Source organism: Saccharothrix carnea, assembly GCF_003014735.1.
Taxonomy (GTDB): Bacteria; Actinomycetota; Actinomycetes; order Mycobacteriales; family Pseudonocardiaceae; genus Actinosynnema; species Actinosynnema carneum.
Genome location: NZ_PYAX01000019.1, coordinates 35,039 through 60,282, shown reverse-complemented (window position 1 = coordinate 60,282; position 25,244 = coordinate 35,039). Strand labels below are relative to the sequence as shown.

Annotated in this window: 24 protein-coding genes; 10 read left to right on the top strand and 14 right to left on the bottom strand. The window is 72.9% G+C overall.

Going from position 1 to position 25,244, the window contains the following annotated elements; all coding sequences use genetic code 11:
* Window positions 1-8 precede the first annotated feature (8 nt).
* Window positions 9-941, bottom strand: a complete 933-nt coding sequence (bla, locus tag B0I31_RS35200) for a class A beta-lactamase (protein ID WP_245950665.1) — start codon at window positions 939-941, stop codon at window positions 9-11.
* Window positions 942-1,024: 83 nt separating this feature from the next.
* Here bla and B0I31_RS35195 point away from each other — a divergent pair, with 83 nt between their 5' ends.
* Complete coding sequence (locus B0I31_RS35195; RefSeq protein WP_106619729.1) at window positions 1,025-1,912, top strand: LysR family transcriptional regulator; 888 nt, start codon at window positions 1,025-1,027, stop codon at window positions 1,910-1,912.
* Window positions 1,912-2,814: a serine hydrolase gene (locus tag B0I31_RS35190; RefSeq protein ID WP_106619728.1), complete on the top strand. Its 903-nt coding sequence runs from the start codon at window positions 1,912-1,914 to the stop codon at window positions 2,812-2,814. Before B0I31_RS35195 ends, B0I31_RS35190 begins: the two co-directional genes overlap by 1 nt.
* A 1-nt stretch (window position 2,815) precedes the next feature.
* Here B0I31_RS35190 and B0I31_RS35185 read toward each other — a convergent pair whose 3' ends face one another.
* The 4 genes from B0I31_RS35185 to B0I31_RS35170 all read right to left on the bottom strand — a co-directional run bounded on the left by B0I31_RS35185 (window position 2,816) and on the right by B0I31_RS35170 (window position 6,605).
* Window positions 2,816-3,985, bottom strand: coding sequence for an MFS transporter (locus B0I31_RS35185; protein WP_106619786.1), 1,170 nt, complete (start codon window positions 3,983-3,985; stop codon window positions 2,816-2,818).
* A 36-nt stretch (window positions 3,986-4,021) separates the two neighbouring features.
* On the bottom strand, window positions 4,022-4,591 hold the full coding sequence (sigC, locus tag B0I31_RS35180; protein ID WP_245950664.1) for an RNA polymerase sigma factor SigC: 570 nt from the start codon (window positions 4,589-4,591) through the stop codon (window positions 4,022-4,024).
* A gap of 95 nt (window positions 4,592-4,686) precedes the next feature.
* The gene (locus tag B0I31_RS35175; protein WP_181320699.1) at window positions 4,687-5,370 is read right to left on the bottom strand and encodes a DJ-1/PfpI family protein; all 684 of its coding nucleotides are present in this window, start codon (window positions 5,368-5,370) and stop codon (window positions 4,687-4,689) included.
* A gap of 119 nt (window positions 5,371-5,489) precedes the next feature.
* A complete protein-coding gene (locus B0I31_RS35170) occupies window positions 5,490-6,605 on the bottom strand; it encodes a PucR family transcriptional regulator (protein ID WP_245950663.1) in 1,116 nt (371 codons plus the stop codon).
* Between the two features lie 219 nt (window positions 6,606-6,824).
* Between B0I31_RS35170 and B0I31_RS35165 the strand changes: the two genes are divergently transcribed.
* Complete coding sequence (locus B0I31_RS35165; protein WP_425444460.1) at window positions 6,825-8,054, top strand: YncE family protein; 1,230 nt, start codon at window positions 6,825-6,827, stop codon at window positions 8,052-8,054.
* A gap of 32 nt (window positions 8,055-8,086) precedes the next feature.
* Here the strand turns inward: B0I31_RS35165 and B0I31_RS35160 are convergent, their stop codons facing one another.
* Window positions 8,087-8,746, bottom strand: coding sequence for a response regulator (locus B0I31_RS35160; RefSeq protein ID WP_106619726.1), 660 nt, complete (start codon window positions 8,744-8,746; stop codon window positions 8,087-8,089).
* Window positions 8,736-9,863, bottom strand: a complete 1,128-nt coding sequence (locus tag B0I31_RS35155) for a sensor histidine kinase (protein WP_106619725.1) — start codon at window positions 9,861-9,863, stop codon at window positions 8,736-8,738. The genes B0I31_RS35160 and B0I31_RS35155 overlap by 11 nt, the downstream gene beginning before the upstream one ends.
* Window positions 9,864-9,949: 86 nt before the next feature.
* Here B0I31_RS35155 and B0I31_RS35150 point away from each other — a divergent pair, with 86 nt between their 5' ends.
* The 4 genes from B0I31_RS35150 (at window position 9,950) to B0I31_RS35135 (ending at window position 15,504) form a co-directional block, all read left to right on the top strand.
* Window positions 9,950-11,386: a serine hydrolase domain-containing protein gene (locus B0I31_RS35150; protein WP_106619724.1), complete on the top strand. Its 1,437-nt coding sequence runs from the start codon at window positions 9,950-9,952 to the stop codon at window positions 11,384-11,386.
* 149 nt (window positions 11,387-11,535) lie between these two features.
* The gene (locus tag B0I31_RS35145; RefSeq protein WP_106619723.1) at window positions 11,536-12,444 is read left to right on the top strand and encodes a bifunctional methylenetetrahydrofolate dehydrogenase/methenyltetrahydrofolate cyclohydrolase; all 909 of its coding nucleotides are present in this window, start codon (window positions 11,536-11,538) and stop codon (window positions 12,442-12,444) included.
* A gap of 226 nt (window positions 12,445-12,670) precedes the next feature.
* Entirely contained in the window at window positions 12,671-13,528 is an 858-nt protein-coding gene (locus B0I31_RS35140) for a PaaX family transcriptional regulator (protein ID WP_245950662.1), read from the top strand.
* Window positions 13,529-13,908: 380 nt separating this feature from the next.
* A complete protein-coding gene (locus B0I31_RS35135) occupies window positions 13,909-15,504 on the top strand; it encodes a pectate lyase family protein (RefSeq protein ID WP_106619722.1) in 1,596 nt (531 codons plus the stop codon).
* A 210-nt stretch (window positions 15,505-15,714) separates the two neighbouring features.
* Here B0I31_RS35135 and B0I31_RS35130 read toward each other — a convergent pair whose 3' ends face one another.
* Window positions 15,715-16,434, bottom strand: coding sequence for an alpha/beta fold hydrolase (locus B0I31_RS35130; RefSeq protein WP_106619721.1), 720 nt, complete (start codon window positions 16,432-16,434; stop codon window positions 15,715-15,717).
* Window positions 16,435-16,589: 155 nt separating this feature from the next.
* On the opposite strand from B0I31_RS35130, the gene B0I31_RS35125 reads away from it, so the two are divergent.
* The 3 genes from B0I31_RS35125 (at window position 16,590) to B0I31_RS35115 (ending at window position 20,397) form a co-directional block, all read left to right on the top strand.
* Window positions 16,590-18,080: an alpha/beta fold hydrolase gene (locus B0I31_RS35125; protein WP_106619720.1), complete on the top strand. Its 1,491-nt coding sequence runs from the start codon at window positions 16,590-16,592 to the stop codon at window positions 18,078-18,080.
* A 10-nt stretch (window positions 18,081-18,090) separates the two neighbouring features.
* Window positions 18,091-18,435 carry a hypothetical protein gene (locus tag B0I31_RS40965; RefSeq protein WP_181320698.1) on the top strand — a complete coding sequence of 115 codons (345 nt, stop codon included), beginning with the start codon at window positions 18,091-18,093 and terminating at the stop codon, window positions 18,433-18,435.
* A gap of 498 nt (window positions 18,436-18,933) precedes the next feature.
* A complete protein-coding gene (locus tag B0I31_RS35115; RefSeq protein ID WP_146174070.1) occupies window positions 18,934-20,397 on the top strand; it encodes a family 43 glycosylhydrolase in 1,464 nt (487 codons plus the stop codon).
* A 3-nt stretch (window positions 20,398-20,400) separates the two neighbouring features.
* Here B0I31_RS35115 and B0I31_RS35110 read toward each other — a convergent pair whose 3' ends face one another.
* From B0I31_RS35110 to B0I31_RS35085, 6 genes are all read right to left on the bottom strand, one after another.
* A complete protein-coding gene (locus tag B0I31_RS35110; RefSeq protein WP_106619718.1) occupies window positions 20,401-21,330 on the bottom strand; it encodes an AEC family transporter in 930 nt (309 codons plus the stop codon).
* Window positions 21,327-22,457, bottom strand: coding sequence for an L-talarate/galactarate dehydratase (locus tag B0I31_RS35105; RefSeq protein ID WP_106619717.1), 1,131 nt, complete (start codon window positions 22,455-22,457; stop codon window positions 21,327-21,329). Before B0I31_RS35105 ends, B0I31_RS35110 begins: the two co-directional genes overlap by 4 nt.
* A 15-nt stretch (window positions 22,458-22,472) precedes the next feature.
* Window positions 22,473-23,381 carry a 5-dehydro-4-deoxyglucarate dehydratase gene (gene kdgD, locus B0I31_RS35100; protein WP_106619716.1) on the bottom strand — a complete coding sequence of 303 codons (909 nt, stop codon included), beginning with the start codon at window positions 23,379-23,381 and terminating at the stop codon, window positions 22,473-22,475.
* Between the two features lie 71 nt (window positions 23,382-23,452).
* The gene (locus tag B0I31_RS42805; RefSeq protein WP_106619715.1) at window positions 23,453-24,346 is read right to left on the bottom strand and encodes a LysR substrate-binding domain-containing protein; all 894 of its coding nucleotides are present in this window, start codon (window positions 24,344-24,346) and stop codon (window positions 23,453-23,455) included.
* A gap of 247 nt (window positions 24,347-24,593) precedes the next feature.
* On the bottom strand, window positions 24,594-25,094 hold the full coding sequence (locus B0I31_RS35090) for a helix-hairpin-helix domain-containing protein (protein ID WP_106619714.1): 501 nt from the start codon (window positions 25,092-25,094) through the stop codon (window positions 24,594-24,596).
* A 12-nt stretch (window positions 25,095-25,106) separates the two neighbouring features.
* Window positions 25,107-25,238 carry an RICIN domain-containing protein gene (locus B0I31_RS35085; RefSeq protein WP_245950661.1) on the bottom strand — a complete coding sequence of 44 codons (132 nt, stop codon included), beginning with the start codon at window positions 25,236-25,238 and terminating at the stop codon, window positions 25,107-25,109.
* Window positions 25,239-25,244 lie beyond the last annotated feature (6 nt).

Genomic DNA, 25,244 nt, shown 5'->3' with positions numbered 1-25,244 from the left:
GGTGGATGTCAGGTGAGGGTGTCCACGACGTACGCGGCGGCCTCGGCGAGCAGCGCCTGGTCGTACTCGGCGTCCGCGGTGGCTTTGCCGGACATGATCGAGACCACCAGCGGCGCGGCGTCCGGTGGCCACACCACGGCGATGTCGTTGACCGTGCCGTAGTCGCCGGTGCCGGTCTTGTCGGCCACGGTCCACCCCCGCGGCACGCCCGCGCGGACGCGCAGGGTGCCCGCCTTGGTGGCGTTGCGCTCCAGCAGGTCGCGCAGGAACGCGCGCCGGTCGGGCGGCAGCGCGTCACCGAGCAGGATCTCGCGGTAGTCGGTGCCGATGGCGCGCGGGGTGGTGGTGTCGCGCGGGTCGCCGGGGACGGCGGTGGTGAGGTGCGGCTCGAACCGGTCCGCCCGGGTGACGGTGTCGCCGAGCGTGCGCAGGTACGCGGTCAACCCGGCCGGGCCGCCGAGATCGCGCAGCAGCAGGTTGCCCGCCGTGCCGTCGCTGTGGCGGACCGCCGCGTCGCACACCTGGCGGACCGACATCCCGGTCGCCACGTGCTGCCGGGTGATGGCGGAACTCGCCATCAGGTCGGCCTCGGTGTACGTGACGACGGTGTCCAGGTGCGACAGCGGGTGCCGGGCCACCACCGCGGCCGCCGCCAACCCCTTGAACGTCGAGCAGAACGCGAACCGCTCGTCGGCCCGGTGCTCGACGGTCGTCCCGGTGCCCGTGGCGACGGCGTACACGCCCAGCCGGGCGTCGAACTTCCGTTCCAGCCCGGCCAGGTGATCGTGCCGCGCGACGGACGGGGTGGGCGTGCTCGCGCTGACCGGCTCGGAGGACCGCGCGGGTGGCGGTGCGGGTTCCCGGGCGCAGCCGGCCACCGGGAGCAGCGCTACCGCACCCAGGATCGCGCGGCGGCTGACGGTTCGGTACGGCGGTGTCACGTGGGGAATCTTCACAGCCAGCGGTGGATGCTGTCCAAGACACTGACGTGCGCATCCATGCCGATCTGGCATAGTCGCGGCTCGTGGACGTGGTCGAGGCGTGCAAGGCGTTCGTGGCGGTCAGCGGGCACGGCAGCTTCACCGTGGGCGCCGCCGCCGCGCGGATACCGCAGTCGGTGGCCAGCCGGCGCGTCGCGGCGCTGGAGAGGCACTTCGGGGCCAGGCTGCTCACCCGGAACTCGCGGAGCGTGACGCTGACGCCGTTCGGCCGGGAGATGCTGCCCTCGGCCCGGCGGCTGGTCGACCTCGCCGAGGCGATGGAGCACGACGCCGAGCGCGCCAAGCTGCGGCCGTTCCGGCTGGCCGTGCCCGAGGTCTGCGCGCCGCGCCCGTTGGCCCGGCTCGTCTCCGACGCCCGCCGCCACGACCTGGACCTGGACCCGCGTCCCGCCGGCCCCGCCGAGCGCGCCGAGCAGGCGCGGACCCTGGACGTCCGGGCCGCGCTGGTCGCCGTGCCGCCCGACGAGGGCGTCTGGCGGGTGCCGCTGGGCCTGGCGGGCCGGGCCGACCCGGGCGCCGCCGCGGTGATCCACGTGGAGACCCTGCGCGCCGGCCGGGCCGAGCGGGACAGCCGTCGTCGGCGCGTGCTGATCCAGCCGGAGGACGACGTGCCGCACGTCCGCGACCGCGTCACCCGGCTGCGGGACGCCGTCGGCCTGCAACCCGCCCAGGTCGTCGTGGCACCGTCACTGGTCGCCGCCACGGCCGACGTGCTCGGCTCCGCCGACCTGCTGCTCTGCTCACCGGGCCAGGCCGACGACCTCGGCCTGCACTGGCGGCCGGTCGGGGAGCTGGACCTGGCCCGCGGCTACGACGTCACGGCCGGCCTGCGCGAGGACGCCCGGCGGATCCGCGACCTGCCGCCCGCCGCGATCGGGTGCTGCCTCGGCGTCGCGGAACGCGAGGCGTGATGGGGACGACCAAGGTCCTGCGCGACGCGCGGGAGGCGCTGGACGACGCGGGCCTGCGCGGCTCGTTCCTCGTGCGCGACCTCGACACCGGCGACGAGCTCGGCCTGGACGCCGACCTGGAGTACCCGGTCGCGTCGCTGGTCAAGGTGCCGCTCGCGGTCGCCACGCTGGAACGCGTCGAGCGGGGTGAACTCGACGCCGCCACCCCGGTCGTGGTGCCGCCCGCCCGGGTCGCCGCACGCGGGCCGATCGGGCTGCCCAAGTTCCGCCACCCCGCCACGATCGCCGTGGACGACCTGCTCTACCTGAGCGTGGCGATCAGCGACAGCACCGCCGCCGACGCCCTGTTCGCCCTGACCCCGCCCGCCGCGGTGGCCGGCGAGCTGCGCCGGCTCGGCTACGACGGCATCGCCGTCCGCCACCTCATGCGCGACCTGGTCGACACGCCCGCCGAGCGGTTCACCCCGGCCGAAGGGCACCTCGCCCACTCGCTGGCCATCGCGGCGGCGACCGAGGGGCGCGGGCACCCGGTGACCCAGCTGGACATCAGCAGGGCGAACGCCGGATCCGCCCGCGCGTTCGTGGACCTCCTGCACGGCCTGTGGCGGCCGACCACGATCCGGCCCGCGGTCGCCGCCCGGGTCCGCGAGCTGATGGGCGACAACGCGTTGCGGCACCGGCTGGCACCCGACTTCAGCTCCGACGCGTCCCGCTGGTCGTCCAAGACCGGCACGCTGCTCAACCTCCGGCACGAGGTCGGCGTGGTCGAGCACGCGGACGGCCAGGTGTTCGCCGTCGCCGCGCTCACCGGGTCACGGGTGCCCGCCGTGGTGCAGCCGGGCGCGGAAGCGGTGATGGCGCACGTCGCCCGCACGCTCCGCGACCACCTGCGGGCGTCCTGACTCAGCGGAAGTCGCGTGAGGACGGCACGAGCGCGGCGGCGGCCGGTGCGGCGAAGCAGACCACCGCGCACACCACCAGCACGACCCCCGCGCCGAACCCGTCGATCGCCGGTGCGATCAGGGCCAGGCCGACCGGTGCCAGGCCGTAGGACAGCAGGAAGTCCAACGACGACACCCTGGCCAGCTTCGAGGGCTCGACCTCGCGCTGCGCCGCGGTGAACCACGGCACGTTGAACAGCTCGATCCCCAGCCCCGCCACCACGTACGCGGCGATCACGACCGCCGCGTGCACCGGCAGCAGCAGGCTAAGCGGCACGAACCCGTAGCAGGCCAACCCGGCCAGTGCGGTCCAGCCCTCCGCCCGGGGCCGCCGGCGCGCGGCGATGACCGCACCGACCAACGCGCCCACCGTGTACGCGGTCATGGCAGCCGCGAGCACCGCGCCGGTGCCGTAGCGGTCACGGCTCACCAGCGGCAGGACCACACCGGTCGCCGAGTACCCCGTGGCGATCACCGCCGTCAGCGCGCCCAGACCGGCCACGAACCACGGGTGCCGCCTGGCCTCGCGCACCCCGTCACCGAACTCCGCCGCGAAACGCCGGCGGGCCACCGGAACGACGACCCGGTCGCCCGCCGGCGGGACGAAGGCCGCGACCAGCCACAGCACCCCCGTGGCGACGACCAGCGCCGGCGTGTCGACGGCCAACGCCAGCAACGCGGTCAGTCCCGGCGCCACCAACGTGGTGACCCGCACCGCCAACGTCATCGCCGCGTTCGCCCGCCGCCGCCCGTCCTCGGCGACGACTTCCGCCGTGAGCGCCTGGAAGGCCGGTCGGCACGCGCCCTGCCCCGCGCCGACCACCGCCGCCGCCACGGCCATCAGCACCAGCGAGCGCCCCAACCCGACCGCGATCAACGGCGTGCCGAGCCCGGCGGCGAGCCCCGACCACAGCACCACCCGCCGCCGCGGGTGCCGATCGGCCAGCACACCGGCGACCGGGACCGCGACCAGGAACCCGGCGGTCCGGACGGCCAGCACGACCCCCAGCTCCACGGCCGTCATCGACCGCTCCAGCACCGCCAACCCGAGCACGAACGGCAGCGCCCACGTCGCCAACCCGGACGCGGTGACCGCCGTCCACAGCCGCACGAACGCCCCACTGCGCAGCAGGGCGGCACCGGGCCGGAGGTCAGCGCGCACGGACGGTCAGCCGACCTCGGTGGCGTCCGACCGCCCCGTCGCACGCACCAGGTCGTCGCGCGCCCGCGCGACCCGGGACCGGATCGTGCCGATCGGGCACCCCGCGATCTCGGCCGCCTCCGCGTAGGACAGGCCGAGGACCTGGGTGAGCACCAAGGCCTCCCGGCGGTCCGGGTCCAGCGCGTCCAGCAGCATGGTCAGCTCGACGGTGCCCTCGAAACCGGACTCGACCGGCCGCCGGTCGACCTCGCGCTCCCAGTCCGCTCCGGGTGACAACCGCGGCCGTGACCGGGCCAGGCGGACCTGGTCGACCACCACCCGGCGGGCGATCGACAGCAGCCACGTGCGCGCCGACGAACGCCCGGCGAACCGGCGCAGGCTGCCCAGGGCGCGCGCGTAGGTCTCCTGGGTCAGGTCTTCGGCCACGGTGACGTCGGAGAGGTGGGCGATGAACCGCCACACGTCCCGCTGCGTGGCCCGCACGAACCGCTCCAGCGCGTCCCGGTCGCCGGAACGGGCCCGCAACGCCCAGCGCGTCACCTCGTCGTCGGGGCCGGCCACGTCGGGGAAGGTCACGACTCCGGATCGTAACCACGCCGGGGCCGCGAACTCTTGCGCCGAATGGACCGACTGCCGCGGACGGCCGGACCCGCCGCGCGGACCGTGCCCGCTCAAGCGCGCCAGACGGTGCCGCGGCGCTCGTACTCCAGCACGGTCTCCACCCGCTGGGCGAGCTTCGCGCCGAGGAACCGCTCCACCAGCCACAGCGCCACGTCCAGGCCCGAGGTGATGCCGCCGCCCGTGATCAGGTCGCCGTCGTCCACCACGCGGGCGTTGACGACGTTCGCGCCCTGCGCGGCCAGGTCCGCTTTCGCGCCCGTGTGCGTGGTCGCGTTGCGGCCCTTGGTCAGACCCGCGGCGGACAACACCATCGTGCCGGTGCAGATGCCGACCCGCAGCGCGTCCACGGCGGCCAGGCGGCGCAGGAATCCCTGGTCGGCGGCGAGCCGGTTGACGCCGGGCCCGGTCTTGTCGTTGTACCCGCCGCCGGGCACGACCAGCACGTCGGCGTCGTTGTGCGCCCAGCCCTCGGCGACCTCGACCTCGGTGCCGTAGGTGCAGGTGACCGTGCCGGGACGTCCCGCGGTCGTCAACGTCGTGGTCACCGCGCCGCCGCTCATCCGCCCGGCGAGGCCGAGCACCTCCAACGGTGCGACGAAGTCCTGCTCCTCCACCCCGTCGAACATCACCACCCGCACCCGCAGCGGTGCCGCCGCCGACGCCGTGCCACCGGACACGGCACCCACCGCTCCCACCGACAGTGCCGACGCGCGCAAGAAAGTACGACGTTCCACCGCTGCCTCCTCGGTTGCCCGTTCACCTCAGTGGTCGGCCGAGGGCACCTTCGGGTTCCGGGTGATCCGCACCGAGTGTCGGCATTCTCATATCTCTATAGCTTCAGTGCAATCTGAAATCAACGCTGTAGCGGGTGGTGGTCGAGCCAGGTCCGCAGCGCCCACCAGTGGTGCAGGGTGCCCAGGACGGTCGACGGCGCCTCCGCGGTGTCGTCCCACGGTGTGCCGGTGATCTCGGCGAGCCGGTCCAGCCGGTACCGCACGGTGTTGGGGTGCACGTGCAGCGCGGCGGCGGCGTGGCCGAGCCGCTGGCCGTGGTCGAGGTAGACCAGGGCGGTGCCGACGAGTTCGCGGTGGAAGTCGTCGGCGTGGTCGAGACCGGCGAGCGTGCCGCGCAGCAGGTCGGCGAGCACCGGCTGGGCGGCCAGCGCCACTTGGCCGGACAGGTCGGTCAGGTCGTGCACACCGCGCCGCCCGGCCCGGCCGGCGATCCGCAGCGCCGCCACGCACAACGGGTGGACGTCACGCAGCGCCGTGAGCGCCGTGGCGGGCGCCACCACCAGGAGCGCGTCGAGGTCGGCCGAGGTCGGCCTGCGGGCGGACAACCCGGCCAGCCGGCCCTCCACCAACCCGTACACGCCGCCGCAGCCCAGCAGGCGCTGTTCCAGCGCACGCGCCTCACCCGGCTGCGTCACGTCGGACACCAGGCAGTGGTAGAGCCCGTCCGGTGACAGCCCCGCGCGCCGCAGCTGCGCCGGTTCCGGTGGCGGGCCGTCGCCGGGCAGCAGCAACCGGCGCAGCAGGTGGGTGTTGGCGTCCCGGTTCGTGCGGGACAGTTCGAGTTCGGCCGTGTGGTAGCCGTTGACGACGTGCCGTTCCAGGACGCCGGTGTAGCGGTCGAGGTCGACCATCCCCTCCAGCAGCACCTCGTCGGGCACACCCACGGCCCGGCTGCGCGCGATGGCGATCTTCATCGCCTGCGTGCGGGCGGCCTGGACACCGCGCAGCAGGCCGTCGATCGAGATGCCCTGCGCGGCGCGGTCGGCGCCCAGCGTCTCGGCGGCGCGGAAGTCTTGCTCGTCCGGTTCGTCGGACCGCTCGAAGAAGTCGAGCCCGGTGGCCAGCAGCACCTCGACGTGGCGGCGGTTCTCCGCTTCCGGCAGCCGTGCCACCTCCGGCGACTGGCCGCGGGCGGCCCGGACCAGCTCCTCCACGACACCGCGGTCGGTCGCCATGCTCCTGAGCACCTGTCCGAGCAGGCGACCTCGGTCGTGCGCTGCCGACACCGGCCCATCCTCCCGCCGCGACGTTGTGGCAGTGGCATAACGAGCACGCGGCTCGTTGGGCATCGGCCCCTACCGCGGGCGTGCCGCGAGCCGGTACCCATGACCTACTGAACAGTAGCCTTGTGGTTGGGAGCTGTCGTGGACGAGAAATCCGGGTCGAAGAGGCACGTGCCCCGCCGGTTGCTCGGTGTGCTGGCCACCTGCGTGCTGGCCACGACCGCCGCGCCCGCCGTCGCCGCGCCGGCCGAGACCTTGCGCGAGGTGATGTTCGTCGGCAACAACTGGGACGGTACCGCCGACGTGATCGCCTCCAGTGGCGACTTCGCGAAGATCGGCCGGGTGAACATCATCCCGGACCGTCAGGAGCGGCTCTGGGAGATCTACCTCAACCCGATCAAGCTCGCGTTCTTCCTCGGCATCCGGTCCGGCCCCGGCGAGGGCCACGACCAGTTCGTGGACGACATGTACACCACGCCGGACGGCCGCGCGGTGGTCGCCTCCCGGCCGAGCTTCGCCGACGTGGTGTCCCTCGACCTGGCGACGGGCCGGGTCAACTGGCGCTTCCCGGTGTCGGGCTTCCGCTCCGACCACATGGCCGTCTCGCCGGACGGGCGCCGGGTCGCGGTGTCCGCGTCGACGTCCAACACCGTGCACGTGCTGGACATCCAGACCGGTCGCGAGGTCGGGTCGTTCCGGACCGGCGACAAGCCGCACGAGAACGTGTTCACCGATGGCGGCCGGTACTTGTGGAACATGTCCATCGGCGAGGTCAACACCGCGCTGGACGACCCGGCGCTGGACTTCACCAAGGGCGACCGCCGCGTCACGGTCGTGGACACCGCGACGTTCCAGCAGGTGAAGGTGATCGACATGCGGCAGCGGCTGGACGCGTTCAGCCGTGCCGACCTGTCCGACTCGGTGCGACCGGTGGCGTTCACGCCCGACGAGTCGAAGCTGTACTTCCAGGTGTCGTTCTTCCACGGCTTCCTGGAGTACGACGTCGCCACCGACCGGATCACCCGGCTGAAGGAACTGCCGAAGAACCCGGGCACCAGCGAGGACCGCACCACGTGGGTCAACGACTCGCGCCACCACGGCATGTCGATGAGCCCCGCCGGCGACAAGCTGTGCGTCGCCGGGACGATGGACGACTACGCCGTGATCGTGGACCGGGCGACCCTGCGCGAAGGCGCGCTCGTGCCCGCGGCCAAGCCGTACTGGGCGACCGTCAGCGGTGACGGGCGCAGTTGCGTGATCTCGGAGAGCGGTTCGGACCAGGTGACGGCGATCGACTTCGCCACCGGGCGCAAGGTGGTCTCGGTGCCGGTGGGCGACCACCCGCAGCGCGTGCGCGTCGGCCACGTGCCCGCCGGCTGGACCGGTCCTTCGACCGGCTGACACAGGGCGCGCGGCGACGTCCGCCCGGCCCGTCACGGGTCGGCGAGTCCCGCTTCGTAGCCCGCGATCACCAGTTGTGCCCGGTCGCGGGCGGCCAGTTTCGCCATGAGGTGGCCGATGTGGGTCTTGACCGTGTGCCGGCTCAGGTGCAGGGCCTGCTCGATCTCGGTGTTGGACAGCCCTCGGGTGATGAGCTGGAGCACTTCCCGTTCGCGCGGGGTCACGCGGTCGAGCGGTCGGTGCGGGCGGCGGGGCGCGGGGGAGCGGAGGAAGTCCGCGATGAGCCTGCGGGTGACGGTGGGCGCGAGCAGCGCCTCGCCCGCCGCGACCGTCCGGACGGCGTCGAGCAGCCGGTGCGGTGCGACGTCCTTGAGCAGGAACCCGGCGGCGCCCGCGCGCAACGTCTCGTAGACGACGCCGTCGAGGTCGAACGTGGTGAGGATGAGCACCTTCGGCGGGTCGGGCAGCGCGGTGACGTGCCGGGTCACGGCGATGCCGTCGAGATCGGGCATGCGGACGTCGACCACGGCCACGTCCGGTCGGTGCCGGGCGGCCAGCTCGCACGCCGCGCGACCGGTGCCCGCCTGGGCGACGACCTCCACGCCGGGGTCGGCGTCCATCAGCACCCTGATGGTGTCGAGGTACAGCGGCTCGTCGTCGGCGAGCAGTACGCGGATCGGCTCAGTCGTCATGGTGGAAGGGGAGGGTCGCGCGGACTTCGAACCCGCCGCCGGGAGCCGGTCCCGCGTGCAGCGCGCCGCCGTGGAGCGCGACCCGTTCCCGCAGTCCGAACAGTCCGTGCCCGGCGGGGTCGGGTGTGGTCGCGGTGGTGCCCTCGTCCACGACGGAGACCACGAGCCGGCCCGGTTCGACGGTCGTGACGAGGTGGCAGCGCGGCGGGTGGCAGTGCCGCCGCACGTTGGTCAACGCCTCCTGCACGATGCGGTAGGCCGAGATCCGCACCGCCGCCGGCGTTCCGGTCAGGTCGGCGTGCTCGGCGGTCACGTGGACTCCGGCCGACCGGGCGTCGGCGACGAGCCGGTCCAGTCCGGCGGTGCTCGCCGGTGTGGCGGCCGGGTCGCGCAGCCCGCGGAGCACGGTCCGGACGTCGGCCAGGGCGGACCGGCTGACCTGTTCGATGCCCCGCAGTGCCGCTTCACGCTCGTCGGGACGGGTGTCCGCCACGTGGTTGGCGACGGCGGCTTTCATGGCGATCAGGCTGAGGTTGTGCCCGACCACGTCGTGGATGTCGCGGGCGATGCGCAGGCGTTCCTCGGCCACGGCCCGCGCGGTGCGTGACTCGGCCAGTTCGGCGAGGTGCCGCCGGCGGGTGCGGACGGCCGCGGCGACCGCCCAGGACCCGATGAGGACCACCGCGCTGAACAGCAACGTCGGCACGGGGGAGGTGGCGAACGACTCCGTCCCCGCGGGCGCCGGGACGAGCGGCAGGCCGGGGACGGCCGCCACCGCGGTACCGGCGGCCACCACGCACGCCAGCGCGGCGACCGCGCCCACGACGCCCGATCGGGGTGAGGACGACACGACCGGGTAGAGCGCGAGCGCGACCGCCGCCAGCACCGACTCGTTCCCGATGCCGACCACGATGGCCACCGCGCCGACCAGCAGCACGGTGGTCAGCACGGCGGTCGGCCGCAGCCGGCGGGCGGCGACCGGGATCCCCAGCGCCGCGGCCACGACCACGGCGGGCACGTCGACCGCGGGCGCCCGCAGGACGGTCCACACCACGACCACGACGGCGGCCACCGCGTCCACCACCAGCAGCCCTCCCGGGCCGAGTCCCCGCACCATGGGTGGGCACGGTAACCGGCCGGCGATCGGCGGAACTCGGACCACGGTCTGATGGCACGGGAGCCGATCGCTTCGAGACTGCCGGTGTGTTCACCTTGATCCTCTCCGCTCTGATCGTCTCCGCCGGGTCCCTCGTTCCCTCGACCACGGCACCACCCGCGGTCGACGGTGCCGCCGTCGACGCGGTCGTGGCGCAATACCGGGAGCAGACCGCGGTGCCGGGGGTCGCGGTGACCGTCACCCGCGGCGACACCGTCGTGCACACCGCCGGGTACGGCCGCACGCCGGACGGCGACGCCGTCTCCGAGCACACCACCATGGCAGCGGCGTCGCTGAGCAAGTCCTTCACCGCGTTGGCGGTCGTGCAGCTGGTGGAGGCCGGCCGGGTCCGGCTGGACGACCCGGTGCGCGCGCACCTGCCCGAGTTCACGATGGCCGACCCGCGTGCCGCCGACATCACCGTGCGGCAGCTGCTCGACCAGACCTCGGGCCTGTCGGACACGACGTTCCGGTCGTTCAGCGGCCCCGCGGTCCACACCCTGGCGGAGGCCGTGGCGGCGATGCGCGGTTCGGCGCTGGCCTCCGCGCCCGGCACGCGTTGGGAGTACCACAACCCGAACTTCCAGGTGGCCGCACGGCTGGTCGAAGTCGTCGTCGGCGTGCCGTTCGCGGATTACCTGCGCGAGCACGTCTTCGCACCGCTCGGCATGGACGACAGCCACACCGCCGACACCGAGCGCGACCTGCCGCCGACCGCCCGCGGGCACGTCAAGGTCCTCGGCCACCCCGTCGCGCTGCCCGAACCACCGGCGTTCGGCAACGGTTCCGGTGGCGTGCTGACCTCTGCCCACGACCTGGCGGCGTGGCTGATCGCGCACAACAACGGAGGCCTCGGACCCGCCGGCAGGTCGATCGCCACCCCGCAGGGCATCACCGCTACGCACACCCCGTCCGCGGTGTCGGAGTACGGCCTCGGCTGGTTCGTGGGCCGCACGGCGTCCGGCGCGCCGTTGATCGACCACGGCGGTGACCTGTTCACCTCGACCGCGTACCAGGCGCTGCTGCCCGGCTCGGGCCACGGCATCGCCGTCCTGGCCAACACGGGCCTGCAGTACGGCGACGCCAAGGCGATCGGCGAGCGCCTCATCGCCCTGGTCGAGGGCCGGCAGCTGCCGCCCGTGGACGACCCGTACCCGGTGGTCGACGCGGTGCTGCTCGTCCTCGCCCTGGCGATCGGGGCACTGGCCGGGCGCGGCGTGGTCCGCTCCCGGCGGTGGGCCGACCGCCGACAGTCGGGACCGTGGACGGTGGCACGCCTGCTCCCGCTGGTGCTGCCGCTGCTGCTCGCCGCGACGGTCCACCGGATCGTGGGCTTCCTCTACCGGGGCCGTGACGTGGCGTGGCTGCAGGTGCCGTACCTGTACCCGACGTTCATGCTCGCGCTGGCGGTGGCGACGCTGGGCGGTGTCGCCGTGCTCGCCGCGCGGCTCCTCGCGCTGTCCCGGCGACGTGCCACCGCTTGACGCACACCTCAGCGTCGCGGCGACGACCGGGCCCGTCCCGCCGCTGTGGCAGCCGGCGCCACGGCAAGCGATGATCTTCGCGTGACGGAGGGACCGCTGACCGCCGTGGCCGCCCACGCCCGCTTCGACAGCACCCCGGAGGAACACCGATGACCGCCCGCACCATCGACCCCGCCGACCTCGCCGAGTCCATCCGCGACGGGATCCGCGCCGACCTCGCGGCGATCCCGGAACGCCTCACCGTCGTCGGCTTCCTGGTCGACGGCGACCGGCCCGCGCGCACCTACGCCGAGTACACCCGGCGCGCGTGCGCCGAGGTCGGCATCGACTTCGACCTGCGCACACCCCGTGCCGACGACGTCGAGGCCGCCGTCCGCGACGCCGGTGCCGACGACGGCATGCACGGCGTGTTCGTGTACTACCCGGTCCGCGACCCCGAACGGGACCGCTGGCTGCGCGAGCTGGTCGACCCGCGCAAGGACGTCGAGGGCCTGCACTCGTTCTGGAGCCGGTGCCTGTACGAGAACCGGCGGTTCATCGACGACGCGGGCACCCGGCGGGCGGTGCTGCCCTGCACCCCGCTGGCCGTGATGAAGCTGCTCGGCGAGGCGGGCGCGTTCCGCGGCGACGGCGACACCCCGCTGGCGTCGGTGAAGGCGTGCGTCTTCAACCGCAGCGAGGTCGTCGGCCGCCCGCTGGCCGCGATGCTGGCCAACGACGGCGCCGAGGTGACGTCGTTCGACCTCTCCGGTTCGCTGGTGTTCCGCCACGCGCCGGGCATCCAGGGCCACCACGTGGACGCCGTCGCGACCGACCGGGCGACCGCCCTGGCCGAGGCGGACGTCGTGGTCACCGGCGTGCCGTCACGCGAGTTCCCGCTGGTCCGGGCGGACGAGATCAAGCCGGGCGCGGTGTGCGTGAACTTCTCCACGAGGAAGAACTTCGCCGACGACGTGGTGGAACGCGCCTCGGTCTTCGTGCCGCGGGTGGGCTCGATGACCGTGACCATGGCGATGCGCAACGCCGTCCGCCTCTACCGCAACGCCCACTCGTCGTGAGCGGCGGGCAGCGGCGTCCAGAGCACGGGCCGGTTGGTGCTGTCCGTGCCGGTGGTGTGGCCGACGACGACGGCAGGTGCAGTTCGGTCGGGGCGGCCACGCCGTCGCCCCGCCGGACGAGCACGCCGAACCGGCCCGTGTCCCCACCGCGGGCAGGCGTTTCACGTTGAGCGTGGCGGGTCGGCCGGGTCGCACGAGGGCGTCGAGCCGGGGTTACGCTCGCCCGGTGATCCCGCACGACCCCCCGCAGGCCGACGAGCAGGAGACCTCGCTCCGACCGCAGTCGCTGATGCTCAGCTTCCTCGGCGTCCACGTGCTCAACCGGGGCGTCGCGGTCTTCTCCGGCAGCGTCATCGACGTGTTCGCCCGGGTCGGCGTGTCCGAGGAGGCGGTGCGCTCGACGCTGACCCGGATGGTCAAGCGGGACCTGCTGGCCCGGCACCGCCGGGGCAGGCGGATGTACTTCGGGCTGACCGCGCGGTCGGCGGCCGTGCTGGAGGACGGCGAGCACCGGGTCTGGCGCAGCGGCGCGGTCAACAGCGACTGGGACGGCACCTGGACGATGGTGGGCTTCTCGCTGCCCGAGTCGTGGCGCGGCCGGCGGCACGACCTGCGCTCCCGGCTGGTCTGGGGCGGGTTCGGCCCGCTGCAGAACGGCCTGTGGGTCGCGCCCGGCGTCGTCGACGTGGCCGCCCTGGTCGAAGACCTGGACCTGAGCGACTACCTGAAGGTGTTCACCGCGCACACCGCCAAGCCGACCGAGGCCGAGCAGATCGCGCACACCGCGTTCGACGTGCCCGCGATCGCCGGGCGCTACCAGGCCTTCCTGCGCCGCTGGGACCACGACCACCCGCTGGCCGACGCACCGGACGACCTGGCCAGGCAACTCCTGCTGCACACCGAGTGGCTGCACCTGGTCCGCCAGGACCCCCGGCTGCCCGCCGAGCACCTGCCCGCCGACTGGCCGGCGATCCGCGCCGAACAGGTCTTCCACACCCTCGCCGAGGCCTACGACGCACCGGCCCGCACGATCGCCGAGTCGGTCCTGGACACGATCTTGGTCGACGGCCCGGGTGCCGGCTAGACCGCGGTCGGCAACGCCCGGGGTGACGCCGTACCGCCGGACGTGCACGCGGTCGGCGACGTCGAACCAGTGGCCGTCGGTCATCCCGCGAGCCTGTGCGACCGGCGGTTTTTCGCGTTTCCCGGCTTTTTCCGCGCCGTCGCGCCGAACCGTTCCCGTGATGTGGCGTTGACGGCCCGGAAACCTGTGCTCTACCTTCGCGACAAGGATTCGAAGAACTTTCTAGAGCGTGCCGCCAACCGCCGCCTCCGTTTGTCGGCAGCCGTTGCCCTTCTGCGTTCGCACCGGCGTTCACCAGCGTGAACGCATTCATCAGTGTGAACGATGCGGGGCCGGCGGAATCGGTCGATGACCGCCCGGTTCACCCTGAGGAGGCTCTTTTGAGCAAGCACGGAAGATTAGCGTCGCTCGGCGCGGTGGCGAGCGCGTTCGTGGTCGCGGTGGCGGTTTTGCTGGTGCCCTCGGCAGCAGCGGCCACGTTGTTCGGCGACGACTTCGAGGACGGCGACTCGATCGGCTGGAGCTCCAGCGGCGGCAGCTGGTCCGTGGTCACCGATGGCTCGCGGGCGTGGCGCCAGTCCGGCACCAGTTCCGACGCCAGGGCGCTCGCGGGCGCGGTCTGGACCGGCCAGTCGGTGCAGGCCAGGGTCAAGCCGACCGCGTTCAACGGCTCGAACCGGCACGTCGCCGTGACGGCCCGGGCGCAGAACACGGGCAACTACTACTACCTGGGCCTGACCAACGCCGGCAGCGCCGTGCTCGGCAAGCGGGTCGGCGGCGGGTTCACCGTCCTGGCCACCGCGCCGGCCACCGTGGCGGTCGGCACCTGGTCCACGCTGCGGCTGGAGGCGTTCGGCAGCACGCTGCGCGGATTCGTCGACGGCGCGCAGCTCGTGACGGCGACCGACGCGACGTTCGGCAGCGGCCGGATCGGCGTGGCGACCCACTACGCCGCGGCGACGTTCGACGACGTGCTGGTCACCGACGTGGCGGGACCCGGTGGGCCGACGAGCACCACCACCACGACCACCACGTCGCAGCAGCCCGGCACCTGCGCCACCTCGGACCGCCCGACCGGGTTCGCCTCGGTCACCGCGTGGGGCCAGAGCGGCACGACCGGCGGCGCCGGCGGACCCACGATCGAGGTCGACACGGCCGCGGAGTTCCTCGCCGCGATCGCCCGGACCGGGCCGCTGAACATCTGCGTGCGCGGCATGATCGCGCTGCCCGGCCCCATGCACAACGTCACCTCGGACAAGACGATCGTCGGCATCGGATCGGCCTCCGGCTTCACCGGCGGCGGGCTCAACATCGGCCTGCCCGCCTCGAACGTCACCACGCCGCCCGCCGACGCGGTGCACAACGTGATCATCCGCAACCTGGTGTTCCGCGACTGGGCCGACGACGCGGTCAACGTGCAGATGTTCTCGCACCACGTGTGGATCGACCACAACGACCTGTCCAACGGCTACGACGGCGCCATCGACATCAAACGCGGCTCCAGCTACGTCACCGTCTCCTGGAACCACACCCACAACCACACCAAGAACATGCTGCTGGGCCACGACGACAGCAACGGCGCCCAGGACGTCGGCCGGCTCAAGGTGACCTACCACCACAACTGGTTCGACCGGACACCGCAGCGCAACCCGCGGGTGCGGTTCGGCGAGCCGGTGCACATGTTCAACAACTACTACCTCTACAACACCGACGTCGGCGTGGCGTGCCAGGCGGACTCGGGCTGCGTGGTCGAGGGCAACTACTTCGAGGACGTCGAGGAGCCGGTGAGCAACAGTTACGCCGGTCCGGGCGGGCGGTGCGTGGCGCGGAACAACGTGTTCGTCGGCGAGTCCGGCCAGCCCGACTGCAGCGGCACCGTGCAGGAGCCGCGCGACTACTACCCCTACACGCTGGACGACCCGAACACCGTGAAGGCCACCGTGATGGCCGGCTCGGGCGTCGGCAAGATCGGCTGACCGCGACGGCGTGGCCGGCTCCAGTCGGCCACGCCGTTCACCCCACCCACCGATCCACCGCGAGTCGAACGTTCAGGTCCCGCGTGTCGTCCACTCAGGACCCCCGAGTTCCACGCTCGGGACCCTGCCGGGCGGCCGACGCCGGACGCGAACGCAGAACTCGGGGGTCCTGAACGTTCGACACGCGGGCGCTGAGGGTTCGACTCGCGGTCAGGAGATGGCGGTGACGGCGGCGAGGATCTGGGCGGCCACCTCGGTCGGGCGGGACAGGGCGATGGCGTGCGAGGCGTCGACCTCGACGGTGGTGGAGCCCAGGCGGCCGGCGGCGGCGCGCTGGGAGTCCGGGTGGATGGCGTTGTCGGCCGTGGCCACCACGAACCACGACGGCAGGGACTTCCACGCGGGCTCGACGGACAGCGGCTCGCCCAGCGCACGCGCGGCGATCGGGCGCTGGCTCACGGCGGCGGTCGCGGTGACCTCCGCCGGCAGGTCGGCGGCGAACACGCTCGCGAACGCGTCACGGCGGATCGTGAACTCCGTGTCGGTGCCCTCGCCGTCCGGGAACTGCCGCGGCACCAGGGACGTGTTCAGCTCGACCGGCGGGAAGCTCTCCACCGAGCCCAACGCGCTCTGACCCCGGTCGATGCCGAACGACGCCACGTACACCAGCGCCTTGACGTTCGGCGCCTTCGTGGCCGCGTGCGTGATCACCGGGCCACCGTACGAGTGGCCGACCAGCACGACCGGCCCGTCCACCTGCCCGGCGACGCTCGCCACGTAGTCGCCGTCGTGTGCCAGCCCGCGCAACGGGTTGCTCACCGCGACCGCATCCACGCCCCGGGCACGCAGCAGCTCGATCACCTGGGCCCAGCTGGACCCGTCCGCGAACGCGCCGTGCACCAGGACGACGGTGGGGTTCTGGCCGGTCATCTCGATCTCCTCGGTTCGTCGTGCGCTTCGTTGCCACAAAGCTAGTGCGCGATTGAATTGTGCACAAGGTAAGTCGAACGTGACGATCTTCACGGTCGGTCGTTGGATGACTGCGCTCCCCTGCGACCCCAGCGCCCGACGACCCGGAGGAACCCATGCGCCTCGTGATCGCCCTCGCCCTGGCGGCTGTCGCCGTGACCCCTCCCGCCGCCGCGAGCGCCGATCACCCGGCGCCGGACCACGTCTGCGTCGCGAGCGTGCCGGAGACCGACCCGCCGGCACCCGGACCGGTGAACATCTGCGTCAGCGTGTTCAAGCCCGCCACCGCGTCACGGGACGACCGCGTGCCCGTGCTGCTGCACAGCCACGGCTGGGGCGGCAGCCGCACGTCCGCGCCAGGCTCGTTCCAGCGGTACCTCGACGCGGGTTTCGGCGTGGTCAGCATCGACCAGCGCGGTTTCGGCGAGAGCGGCGGCAAGGCGCACGTGGAGGACCCGGCGTTCGAGGGCGAGGACGTGATCCGGGTCGTCGACCACGTCGCCACGCTGGACTGGGTCCGCCGCGACGGCCCGAACGACCCGGTCCTCGGCGCGATCGGCGGCTCCTACGGCGGCGGCTTCCAGTTCGCCGGCGCGTTCACCGAGATCGCGAAGACCGGCCGCACCCGGTTCGACGCGCTGGCGCCCCAGATCACCTGGCACTCCCTCAACGACAGCCTCGCGCCGCGCGAGGTCGTCCGCACCACCTGGGTCACCGCCCTGTACGCCGCCGCCCTCGACGCGCACACCTCGACCCTGCACGCCGGCTACGCCGAAGGCCTGCTGACCGGCGACTGGCCCACCACCATGGACGAGTTCTTCCGCGACAACGGCCCCGCCCACCACGTCGCCGCGGGCCGTCGGCTGGACATCCCGGTGCTGCTGCGCCAGGGCATCAGCGACAACCTGTTCCCACTGGACCAGGCGATCGACAACTTCGACCGCGCGCTGACCCCGCGTGCCCGCGCGAACAGCCTGCTCGTCGGCTACAACGGCGGTCACGCGCTGCCTAACGCCATCCCCGCCGGGTACGCCGTGACGGGCGACGCGTGCTCGGCCGGGCACGGTGGCTACGACGAGCTGGAACTGCGGTTCCTGGCCGAGAACCTGCAAGGCGCGCCGCGCACGATCACCGGCCACGGCCGCTACCAGCTCATGACCGCCGAGGGCGGCTGCGTCACCACGGACTCCGTCGCGCCCACCACCTCCGTCGCGCTGCCCGACATCGTGACCACGGCCGCGGTCGGCCTGCCGCAGGCGATCAAGATCGCGGACGGTCCGCTCACCGTCGCCGGTTCGCCGACGCTCGACGCCGTCGTCAGCACGCTCGGCCTGGACAGCCGCGCGTTCTTCGCCCTCAGCGTCGGCACTTCGCCGCTGGACGCCAAGGTGATCCAGAACAACGTGCTGCCGCACCGCGAGAAGAGCCTCAACCTGGGCACCCGCCGCACGATCGAGCTGCCGTCCGTCGCCGCGTCGATCCCGGCGGGCCAGTCGCTGTTCCTCACCGTCACGCCGATCTCGGACATGTTCGTCCTGCACGGCAGCCGCACGCCCGGCGTGATGGTCCTGCGCGACGTCACCGTGCGGCTTCCCGTGCGTGGCTAGATTCGGAGCCGTGGACTTCGAGGAGATCGTGATCGAGACCGATCGGCTCGACTTCCCCGCGCTCGCGGCGGGCGACGGGCCGGTGGTCGTGTGCAGGCACGGGTTCCCCGACCACCCGGCCACCTTCGGACCGCTCGCCGAGCACCTGGTCGCCGCGGGCCGCCGGGTCGTGGCGCCGTTCCTGCGCGGCCACCACCCGGCGACCGCGGACCGGATGACCTGCGCCGACAGCATCACGCCGACGCCGCCGACGCCGCCGACGCCGCCGACGCCGCCGACGCCGCCGACGCCGCCGACGCCGCCGACGCCGCCGGGGTCGCGCGGGCGCTGTCCCCGGACGCCGGGATCGACCTGATCGGGCACGACATCGGCGCGGGCGTGGTGGGCCGGCCGGCGGCGGCCTGGCCGGAACGGGTGCGGCACGCGGTCACGACGGCCCCGTGAGCCGGCCGGCGACGCCCGGACCCGCCGGCCATCCGCGCTGGTCCGCGCGGATTGTGCAGGGTTGTGAGCGCTAACAGGCGTTGACTGCGGCGTGGTCGGCAGGTGATCAGCGCCAGAAAAACGACTCTTGAGCTGCCTCGCCCAGTGCTGTTAGCGTTAACACATCAGCGCGAACCCGGCGCGCGTGCCTGTATCGACACTGCTTCAAGGAGGAAGCCGTGCCATCGACCAGCGCAGTGCCGCGACAACCGGTGCGCGACCCGGCCACCGGCCCCGTCGCCGCGATCACGAACCCCTGACCGACCGCCCCGCGGGTGGCCGGCGGCCCGTCTCCCGCCGCCGGCCACCAACCCCACCCTGCGCGCGTTCGAGCGCGACGGGGAGTTCACCCTTCACCTGAGGAGTGGTTGTGCTGTTCGCTCAACGTCGAGGAACCGCCTGGCGGGCGTTGCCGCTCGTCGCCGCCGTCGTCGCCGGGCTGATGCTCAGCCCGGTCGGCCAGGACCAGGCGTCGGCCGCACCCGGCCCGTCGTTCACCAACCCGGCAGTCGGGGTGCCCAACAGCGCGGACCCGACACTGGTGCAGTACAACGGCAACTACTACTACGTCGCCACCACCTGGTCCTCCGACGTGGTGATGCGGCGGTCGTCCACGATCGCCGGTCTGAAGAGCGCCCCCGAGCAGCTCGTGCTGCGCACCGGCGGCACGCAGATGTGGGCGCCGCACCTGGAGATGGTCGGCAGCCGCTGGTACCTGTACTACTCGGTGGAGATGTCCGGCGCGCCGCGGCGGACGCACGTCGCCGAGAGCGCGGGCAGCGACCCGATGGGCCCGTACACCTACCGCGGCGTCGTCAACCTCATGCCGGACAACGGGTGGGCGATCGACGCGAGCCTGCTCAAGCTCAACGGCGCGCTCTACATGACGTTCTCGGCGTTCCACGGGGACGGACTCCAGTCGCTCTACATCGCGCCGATGGCGAGTCCGGTCCAGACCAGTGCGTTCGGTTCCCGGATCTCCGCGCCCACCCTCGCCTGGGAACGCCAGGACGGCGCCGTCAACGAGGGGTCGTTCGCGTTGCAGCGGGGCGGCCGGACGTTCCTGACCTACTCCGCCAGCCACTGCAACGGCCCGAACTACAAGCTCGGCACGCTGGAGTACCGCGGCGGCGACCCGTTGGCGCAGGGCTCGTGGACGAAGTTCACCAACCCGATCTTCCAGCGCAACGACGCCAACGGCGTGTTCGGCCCCGGCCACCACTCGTTCTTCACCTCGCCGGACGGCACCGAGACGTGGATCGCCTACCACGCCAACTCCTCCGCCTCCCAGGGCTGCGGCACCACCCGCACCACGCGTGTGCAGAAGATCTCGTGGAACGCCGACGGCACCCCGAACCTCGGCGTCCCGGTCTCCACGTCCACGGTGCTGCAAGGCCCGTCCGGTGAGACCGGTGGCCCGTCCCGGGTGCACATCCGCAACCGGCACAGCGCCCTCTGCCTGGACGACTACAACTTCGTCACCACGCCCGGCGCGGAGGTCCGCCAGTGGACGTGCAACGACCTGGCGGTGCAGGACTGGTACCTCCGGTCGGTCGGCGACGGGTACTACGAGATCCGCAACGGCCACAGCAACCTGTGCCTGGACAACAAGGACTTCGCCACCGCGCCCGGTTCGGTGGTCCAGCAGTGGACCTGCAACGGCCTGGCCGTGCAGCAGTGGCGGATCACGTCGGTGGGCGGCGGCTACTCCACGCTGACCAACCGGCACAGCGGTCTCTGCCTGGACGACTACAACTTCGGCACCGCACCGGGCGCCGAGGTGCGGCAGTGGACGTGCAACGGCAACAACGCCCAGCAGTGGACCACGCTGTGACCCTCACCCCAGGGTGAGGGCGACGCCGGTGAGGACCGGCACGGACAGGACGGTGGTGAGCAGCACGGCGTCGCGGGCCAGCTCCGTGCCCCGGTCGTAGGCGGTGGCGTAGACGAACACGTTCTGCGCGGTCGGCAACGCCGAGGCGATGGTGACGGCCTGCAGCGCCGGGTCGTCCAGGTGGACGACCCAGCGGCCGAGCGAGTAGGCCAGCGCCGGCTGCGCCACCGTCTTCAGCGCGACCACCAGCCACACCTGACCGGCCGCGCCGCTGGACGCCGGGCGCGGTGCGCCGTGCAGGCTCGCGCCGTAGGCCAGCAGCGCGGCCGGGACGGCGAGGTCGGCCAGCAGTTCGACCGGCCGCAGCACCGGTGCCGGCGGCATCCAGTCGACGGCGGCCAGCGCCAACCCCAGCCCGCAGCCGATCACCAGCGGCGTGCGCAGCGGTTGGGTGAGCAGCTGGGTGCGGGTCGGCGCGGTCTGGCCGGGGTCGCGGGACGCGGCCAGCACGGCCAGCCCGATCGGCGCCAGGACCAGCACCTGGAACAGCAGGACGGGCGCGACGAGCGAGGCGTCGCCGAGCACGTACACGGCGATGGCCACGCCGAGGTTGCCCGCGTTGACGTAGGACGAGGCCAGCGCGCCGGTCGCGAGGTGACCGGCGCGCGGCTTCCACCGCCACCGCGCGATCACGACGTAGAGCACAGCGCACACCACCGCGCTGCCCGCCGTGGCGACCAACGTGGTGGACAGCAGCACGGCCGGGTCGGCTTCGGCGAGCGTGAGCAGCAGCAACGCCGGTGTCGCGATGAAGTACGACAGCCGCGACAGCACCCCGGCCGCACCCTCGCCCAGGACGCGGGCGCGGCCGGCGATCCAGCCGACCGCGATCACCGCGACGAGGGTGGCGAAACCGGCCAGGACCGCGTTCACCCGGAGGCGTCCACCGTGGTGGTCTCGACGGTCCAGGCGCGGGCCTGGTCGCTGAGGGTGATGCCCAGCCCGGGTCGGTCGGACAGGTGCATGCGCCCGTCGCGGGTGTCCAGGCGTTCGTCGAACAGCGGGTGCAGCCAGTCGAAGTGCTCGACCCACGGCTCGCGGGGGTAGGCGGCGGCCAGGTGGACGTGGATCTCCATCGCGAAGTGGGGTGCGAGCTGGAGGTGGTGGTGGTCGGCGAGGGTGGCGAGCTTGAGGAACTGCGTGATGCCGCCGACCCTGGGCGCGTCCGGTTGCAGGATGTCCACGGCGCCGGCCTTGATCAGCTCGTAGTGCTCGGCGACGCTGGTCAGCATCTCGCCGGAGGCGACCGCGGTGGTCAGGGCACGGGCCAGTTCGGCGTGGCCTTCGACGTCGTAGGCGTCGAGCGGTTCCTCGATCCAGACCAGGTCGAACTCGTCCAGTGCGCGTCCGATGCGCAGGGCGGTGGGCCGGTCCCACTGCTGGTTGGCGTCGACCATCAGCGGCACGCCGTCGCCGAGGTGCTCGCGGACGGCGGCGACCCGGCGCAGGTCCTCGGCCCGGTCGGGCAGGCCGACCTTGATCTTGATGCCGCCGACGCCGGAGTCCAGGGTGCGGGTGGCGTTGTCCTTGATCTGCCCGATCGACTCGTGCAGGAAGCCGCCGGAGGTGTTGTAGCAGCGCACGGAGTCGCGGTGCGCGCCGAGCAGCTTGGCCAGCGGGAGGTTCGCGCGCTTGGCCTTGAGGTCCCACAGGGCGATGTCGAACGCGGCGAGCGCCTGGGTGGCCGCGCCGCTGCGGCCGACCGACGCGCCCGCCCACACCAGCTTGGTCCACAGCCGGCCGATGTCGTTGGGGTCCTCGCCGATCAGGTCCGGCGCCACCTCGCGGGCGTGCGCGAACTGGGCCGGCCCGCCCGCGCGCTTGGAGTAGGAGAACCCGACGCCCTCCAGCCCGGCCTCGGTGCGGATCTCGGCGAACAGCATCGCGACCTCGGTCATCGGCCGCTGCCTGCCGGTGAACACCTTGGCGTCACTGATCGCGGTCGGCAGCGGCAGGGTCACCGACGACAACGTCACCGAGCGGATCCGGTCGGAACTCATCGCACTCCTCAGCGGTCAGGCGATCTGCTGGACCAGGGCGGCGAGCCGGGCGCGCTCGTCGTCGGTCAGGTCGGTCAGCGGCGGGCGCACCGGGCCACCGTCGCGGCCCACGGCGGTCAACCCGGCCTTCACGATCGACACCGCGTACCCGCGCTGCCGGTCGCGGAGGTCGAGGTAGGGGATGACGAAGTCGCGCAGCATCCCGTACACGGCGGTCCGGTCCTGGGCGCGGACGGCGGCGTAGAACTTCAGCGCGAACTCGGGCACGAAGTTGAACAGGGCCGACGAGTACGTGGTCACGCCGAGCTGGAGCAGCGGCAGCGCGAACGTCTCCGCGGTCGGCAGGCCCCCGATGTACATCAGCCGGTCGCCCACGCGGGCGTAGGTGCGGGTCAGCTGCTCGATGTCGCCGATACCGTCCTTGAGCCCGATCAGGTTGGGGTTGCGGTCGGCCAACTCGGCGACGGTCGTGTCGGTCAGCACGGCGTTGGCGCGGCTGTAGACGATCACGCCCAGCCCGGTGGCCCGGCACACCGCCGAGACGTGCTCGACCAGGCCGCGCTGGCTCGCCTCGGTGAGGTAGGGCGGGAACAGCAGCACGCCGGACGCGCCGGCGGCCTCAGCGGCACGCGCCTGCTCCACCGACACGGCGGTGGCACCGGTCGCCGGCGCGATGACCGGCACCTCGCCGCCCACCTCGTCCACCGCGGCCCGGACCACCCGGTCCACCTCGGCCGGGGTCAGCGAGAAGCCCTCGCCGGTGCCGCCCGCGGCGAACAGCCCGGCCACGTCGAAGCTCGCCTGCCAGGCCAGGTGCTCGCGGTAGCGGGGCTCGTCGAACCGGAGGTCGGCGTCGAAGTGGGTGACCGGGAAGGAGAGCAGCCCGGAGGCGAGTCGGTCGGCGAGAGCGGCTGGGTGCGTCACGACCTCAACCTAAGGACCATTGGTGATGCTTGTCCAAGAGTTGTTTAGCATTGCGCAATACCCTGACGGTATCACTCGAACGGCGTGCGGCCCTCCAAGACGCTCAACGTCCGCCACAGCGCGGGGTTCGCCGACGCCTTCAACCACACCAGGTGCAGTTCCACCGGCTGGGCCACGGCCGTCTCCAGCCGGACGAACTCGACCCCGTCCAGGCGCAACCGCGCCGCCGACTCCGGGACGAACGCGACGCCCCGACCCGCCGCCACCAGCCACAGCATGGTGAGCACCTGGCCGACCGTGTGCACGGTGTTCGCCGGCGCGATCGGCACGGTCCGCACGACCAGGTCGTAGAAGTACCGCGCGTCGGTGGGGGAGTGCATGATCACCGGCTCGCGGACCACGTCGGCGGCCGTCGCGGCACGCCCCAGCGTCGGCAGGTGGTGCCCGGCGGGCACGGCGACCAGCAGCCCTTCCCGGTGCAGCAGCCGCGAGCCGAACGCGGAGTCGTCGAATGGCGGCCGGCCGAGGCCGAGGTCGATCTCCTCGTTCACCAGCGCGGCGACCTGTTCCCGGGTCACCAACTCGGCCAGTTCCACGTCCACGTCCGGCAGGAGCCCGGCCAGCTCGTCCAGCAGCCGCCCGAGCACGCCGTAGGTCGCCGCCGCGGTGAACCCGACCCGCACCACCCCGCTCGACCCGGACGACACCCGCCTGGCCAGCTCCGGCGCGGTCTCGGCCAGCGACAGCAGCCGCCGCGCCTCGACCAGGAACACCTCGCCCGCCGCGGTGAGCGTGACCCGCCGGTTGTCCCGGATCAGCAGCCGGGCGCCGACCACCCGCTCCAGCTTCTGGATCTGCCTGCTCAACGGCGGCTGCGTCATCGCCAGCCGGGCGGCGGCACGGCTGAAGTGCAGCTCCTCGGCCACGGCTACGAAACCCCGTAGCTGCTCCAGCGTGAACGCCATGCGGGGAAGGTATCAACCCTGGTCAGGTGCGGTCGGGCGGGTGAGAGGGCCACCGCCCGCACCACCCACCTGAGCACGACGGGCACGACCGCGTCGGCCCAGTGCCGGGACGCGTGCCCGCGATCGTGCTGTCCCACGACCCGACCGGCTCCGCGACGGCCCGGAACGTCATCGCCCGCACGCTGACCTTCGTGTCGACGCAGGAGTACACGATGTGCCGCACGGACCACCCGGCGTTCGTGGTCGACTACACGTTCCGAGCCGCTTCACGCAGCACGCGCACGGCTTTCGGCCCGACGCCGTGCATGGCCAGCAGTTCGGCGTCGGACAGCGCGGTGGCCTGGGCCAACGTGGTCAGGCCCGCGTTCGTGAGCGCCTGCGTGGCCGGCTTGCCGATGCCCTTGGGCAGGTCACCGACCTCGCCGGCGACGGCCTCGTCCGCGGCGGCGACCTGCTCGGCGAGACGCTTCGGCGCCCGCCCCAGCCAGGCCCGCCGCACCCAGTGGTTGAGCTGCTGACCGTCGAGGTCGCCGAGCGCGACGCGCACGCCCGTGCCGCGGCTCAGCCGCTCGGCGGTCGGGTGCGCGGCGAGGAACCCGTCGACCTCGGCCGCCGGGAGGTGGAGGTCGACGCGGCCGTGCTCGTCCACCGAGGCGAACCGCTTGTCCCGCACGCGGAACGCGAGGCCGTGCGCCACCACCTCCGGCAGCGGCTGCACGGCCTTGCGCAGCTGGGCGATCGTCGTCACGCCCTCATTGCATCACGCGGGCAGGAACCGCCACAGGTGGTCGGCGGTGCCGACGTCGGCGAACTGCACGACCCGGGCCGAGTTCGCGGTGGACCTGCCGTCCACGGCGAGCACCTTGCCGCTGTTCTTGTTCTGGACACGCACGACCGC

Excerpts from the sequence above, each read along its gene's own strand:
- B0I31_RS35190 (WP_106619728.1), top strand. The coding sequence starts at position 1,912 with ATGGGGACGACCAAGGTCCTGCGCGACGCGCGGGAGGCGCTGGACGAC.
- B0I31_RS35170 (WP_245950663.1), bottom strand. The coding sequence starts at position 6,605 with ATGGCGACCGACCGCGGTGTCGTGGAGGAGCTGGTCCGGGCCGCCCGC.
- B0I31_RS35160 (WP_106619726.1), bottom strand. The coding sequence starts at position 8,746 with ATGACGACTGAGCCGATCCGCGTACTGCTCGCCGACGACGAGCCGCTG.
- B0I31_RS35155 (WP_106619725.1), bottom strand. The coding sequence starts at position 9,863 with ATGGTGCGGGGACTCGGCCCGGGAGGGCTGCTGGTGGTGGACGCGGTG.
- B0I31_RS35145 (WP_106619723.1), top strand. The coding sequence starts at position 11,536 with ATGACCGCCCGCACCATCGACCCCGCCGACCTCGCCGAGTCCATCCGC.
- B0I31_RS35130 (WP_106619721.1), bottom strand. The coding sequence starts at position 16,434 with ATGACCGGCCAGAACCCCACCGTCGTCCTGGTGCACGGCGCGTTCGCG.
- B0I31_RS35125 (WP_106619720.1), top strand. The coding sequence starts at position 16,590 with ATGCGCCTCGTGATCGCCCTCGCCCTGGCGGCTGTCGCCGTGACCCCT.
- B0I31_RS35105 (WP_106619717.1), bottom strand. The coding sequence starts at position 22,457 with ATGAGTTCCGACCGGATCCGCTCGGTGACGTTGTCGTCGGTGACCCTG.
- B0I31_RS42805 (WP_106619715.1), bottom strand. The coding sequence starts at position 24,346 with ATGGCGTTCACGCTGGAGCAGCTACGGGGTTTCGTAGCCGTGGCCGAG.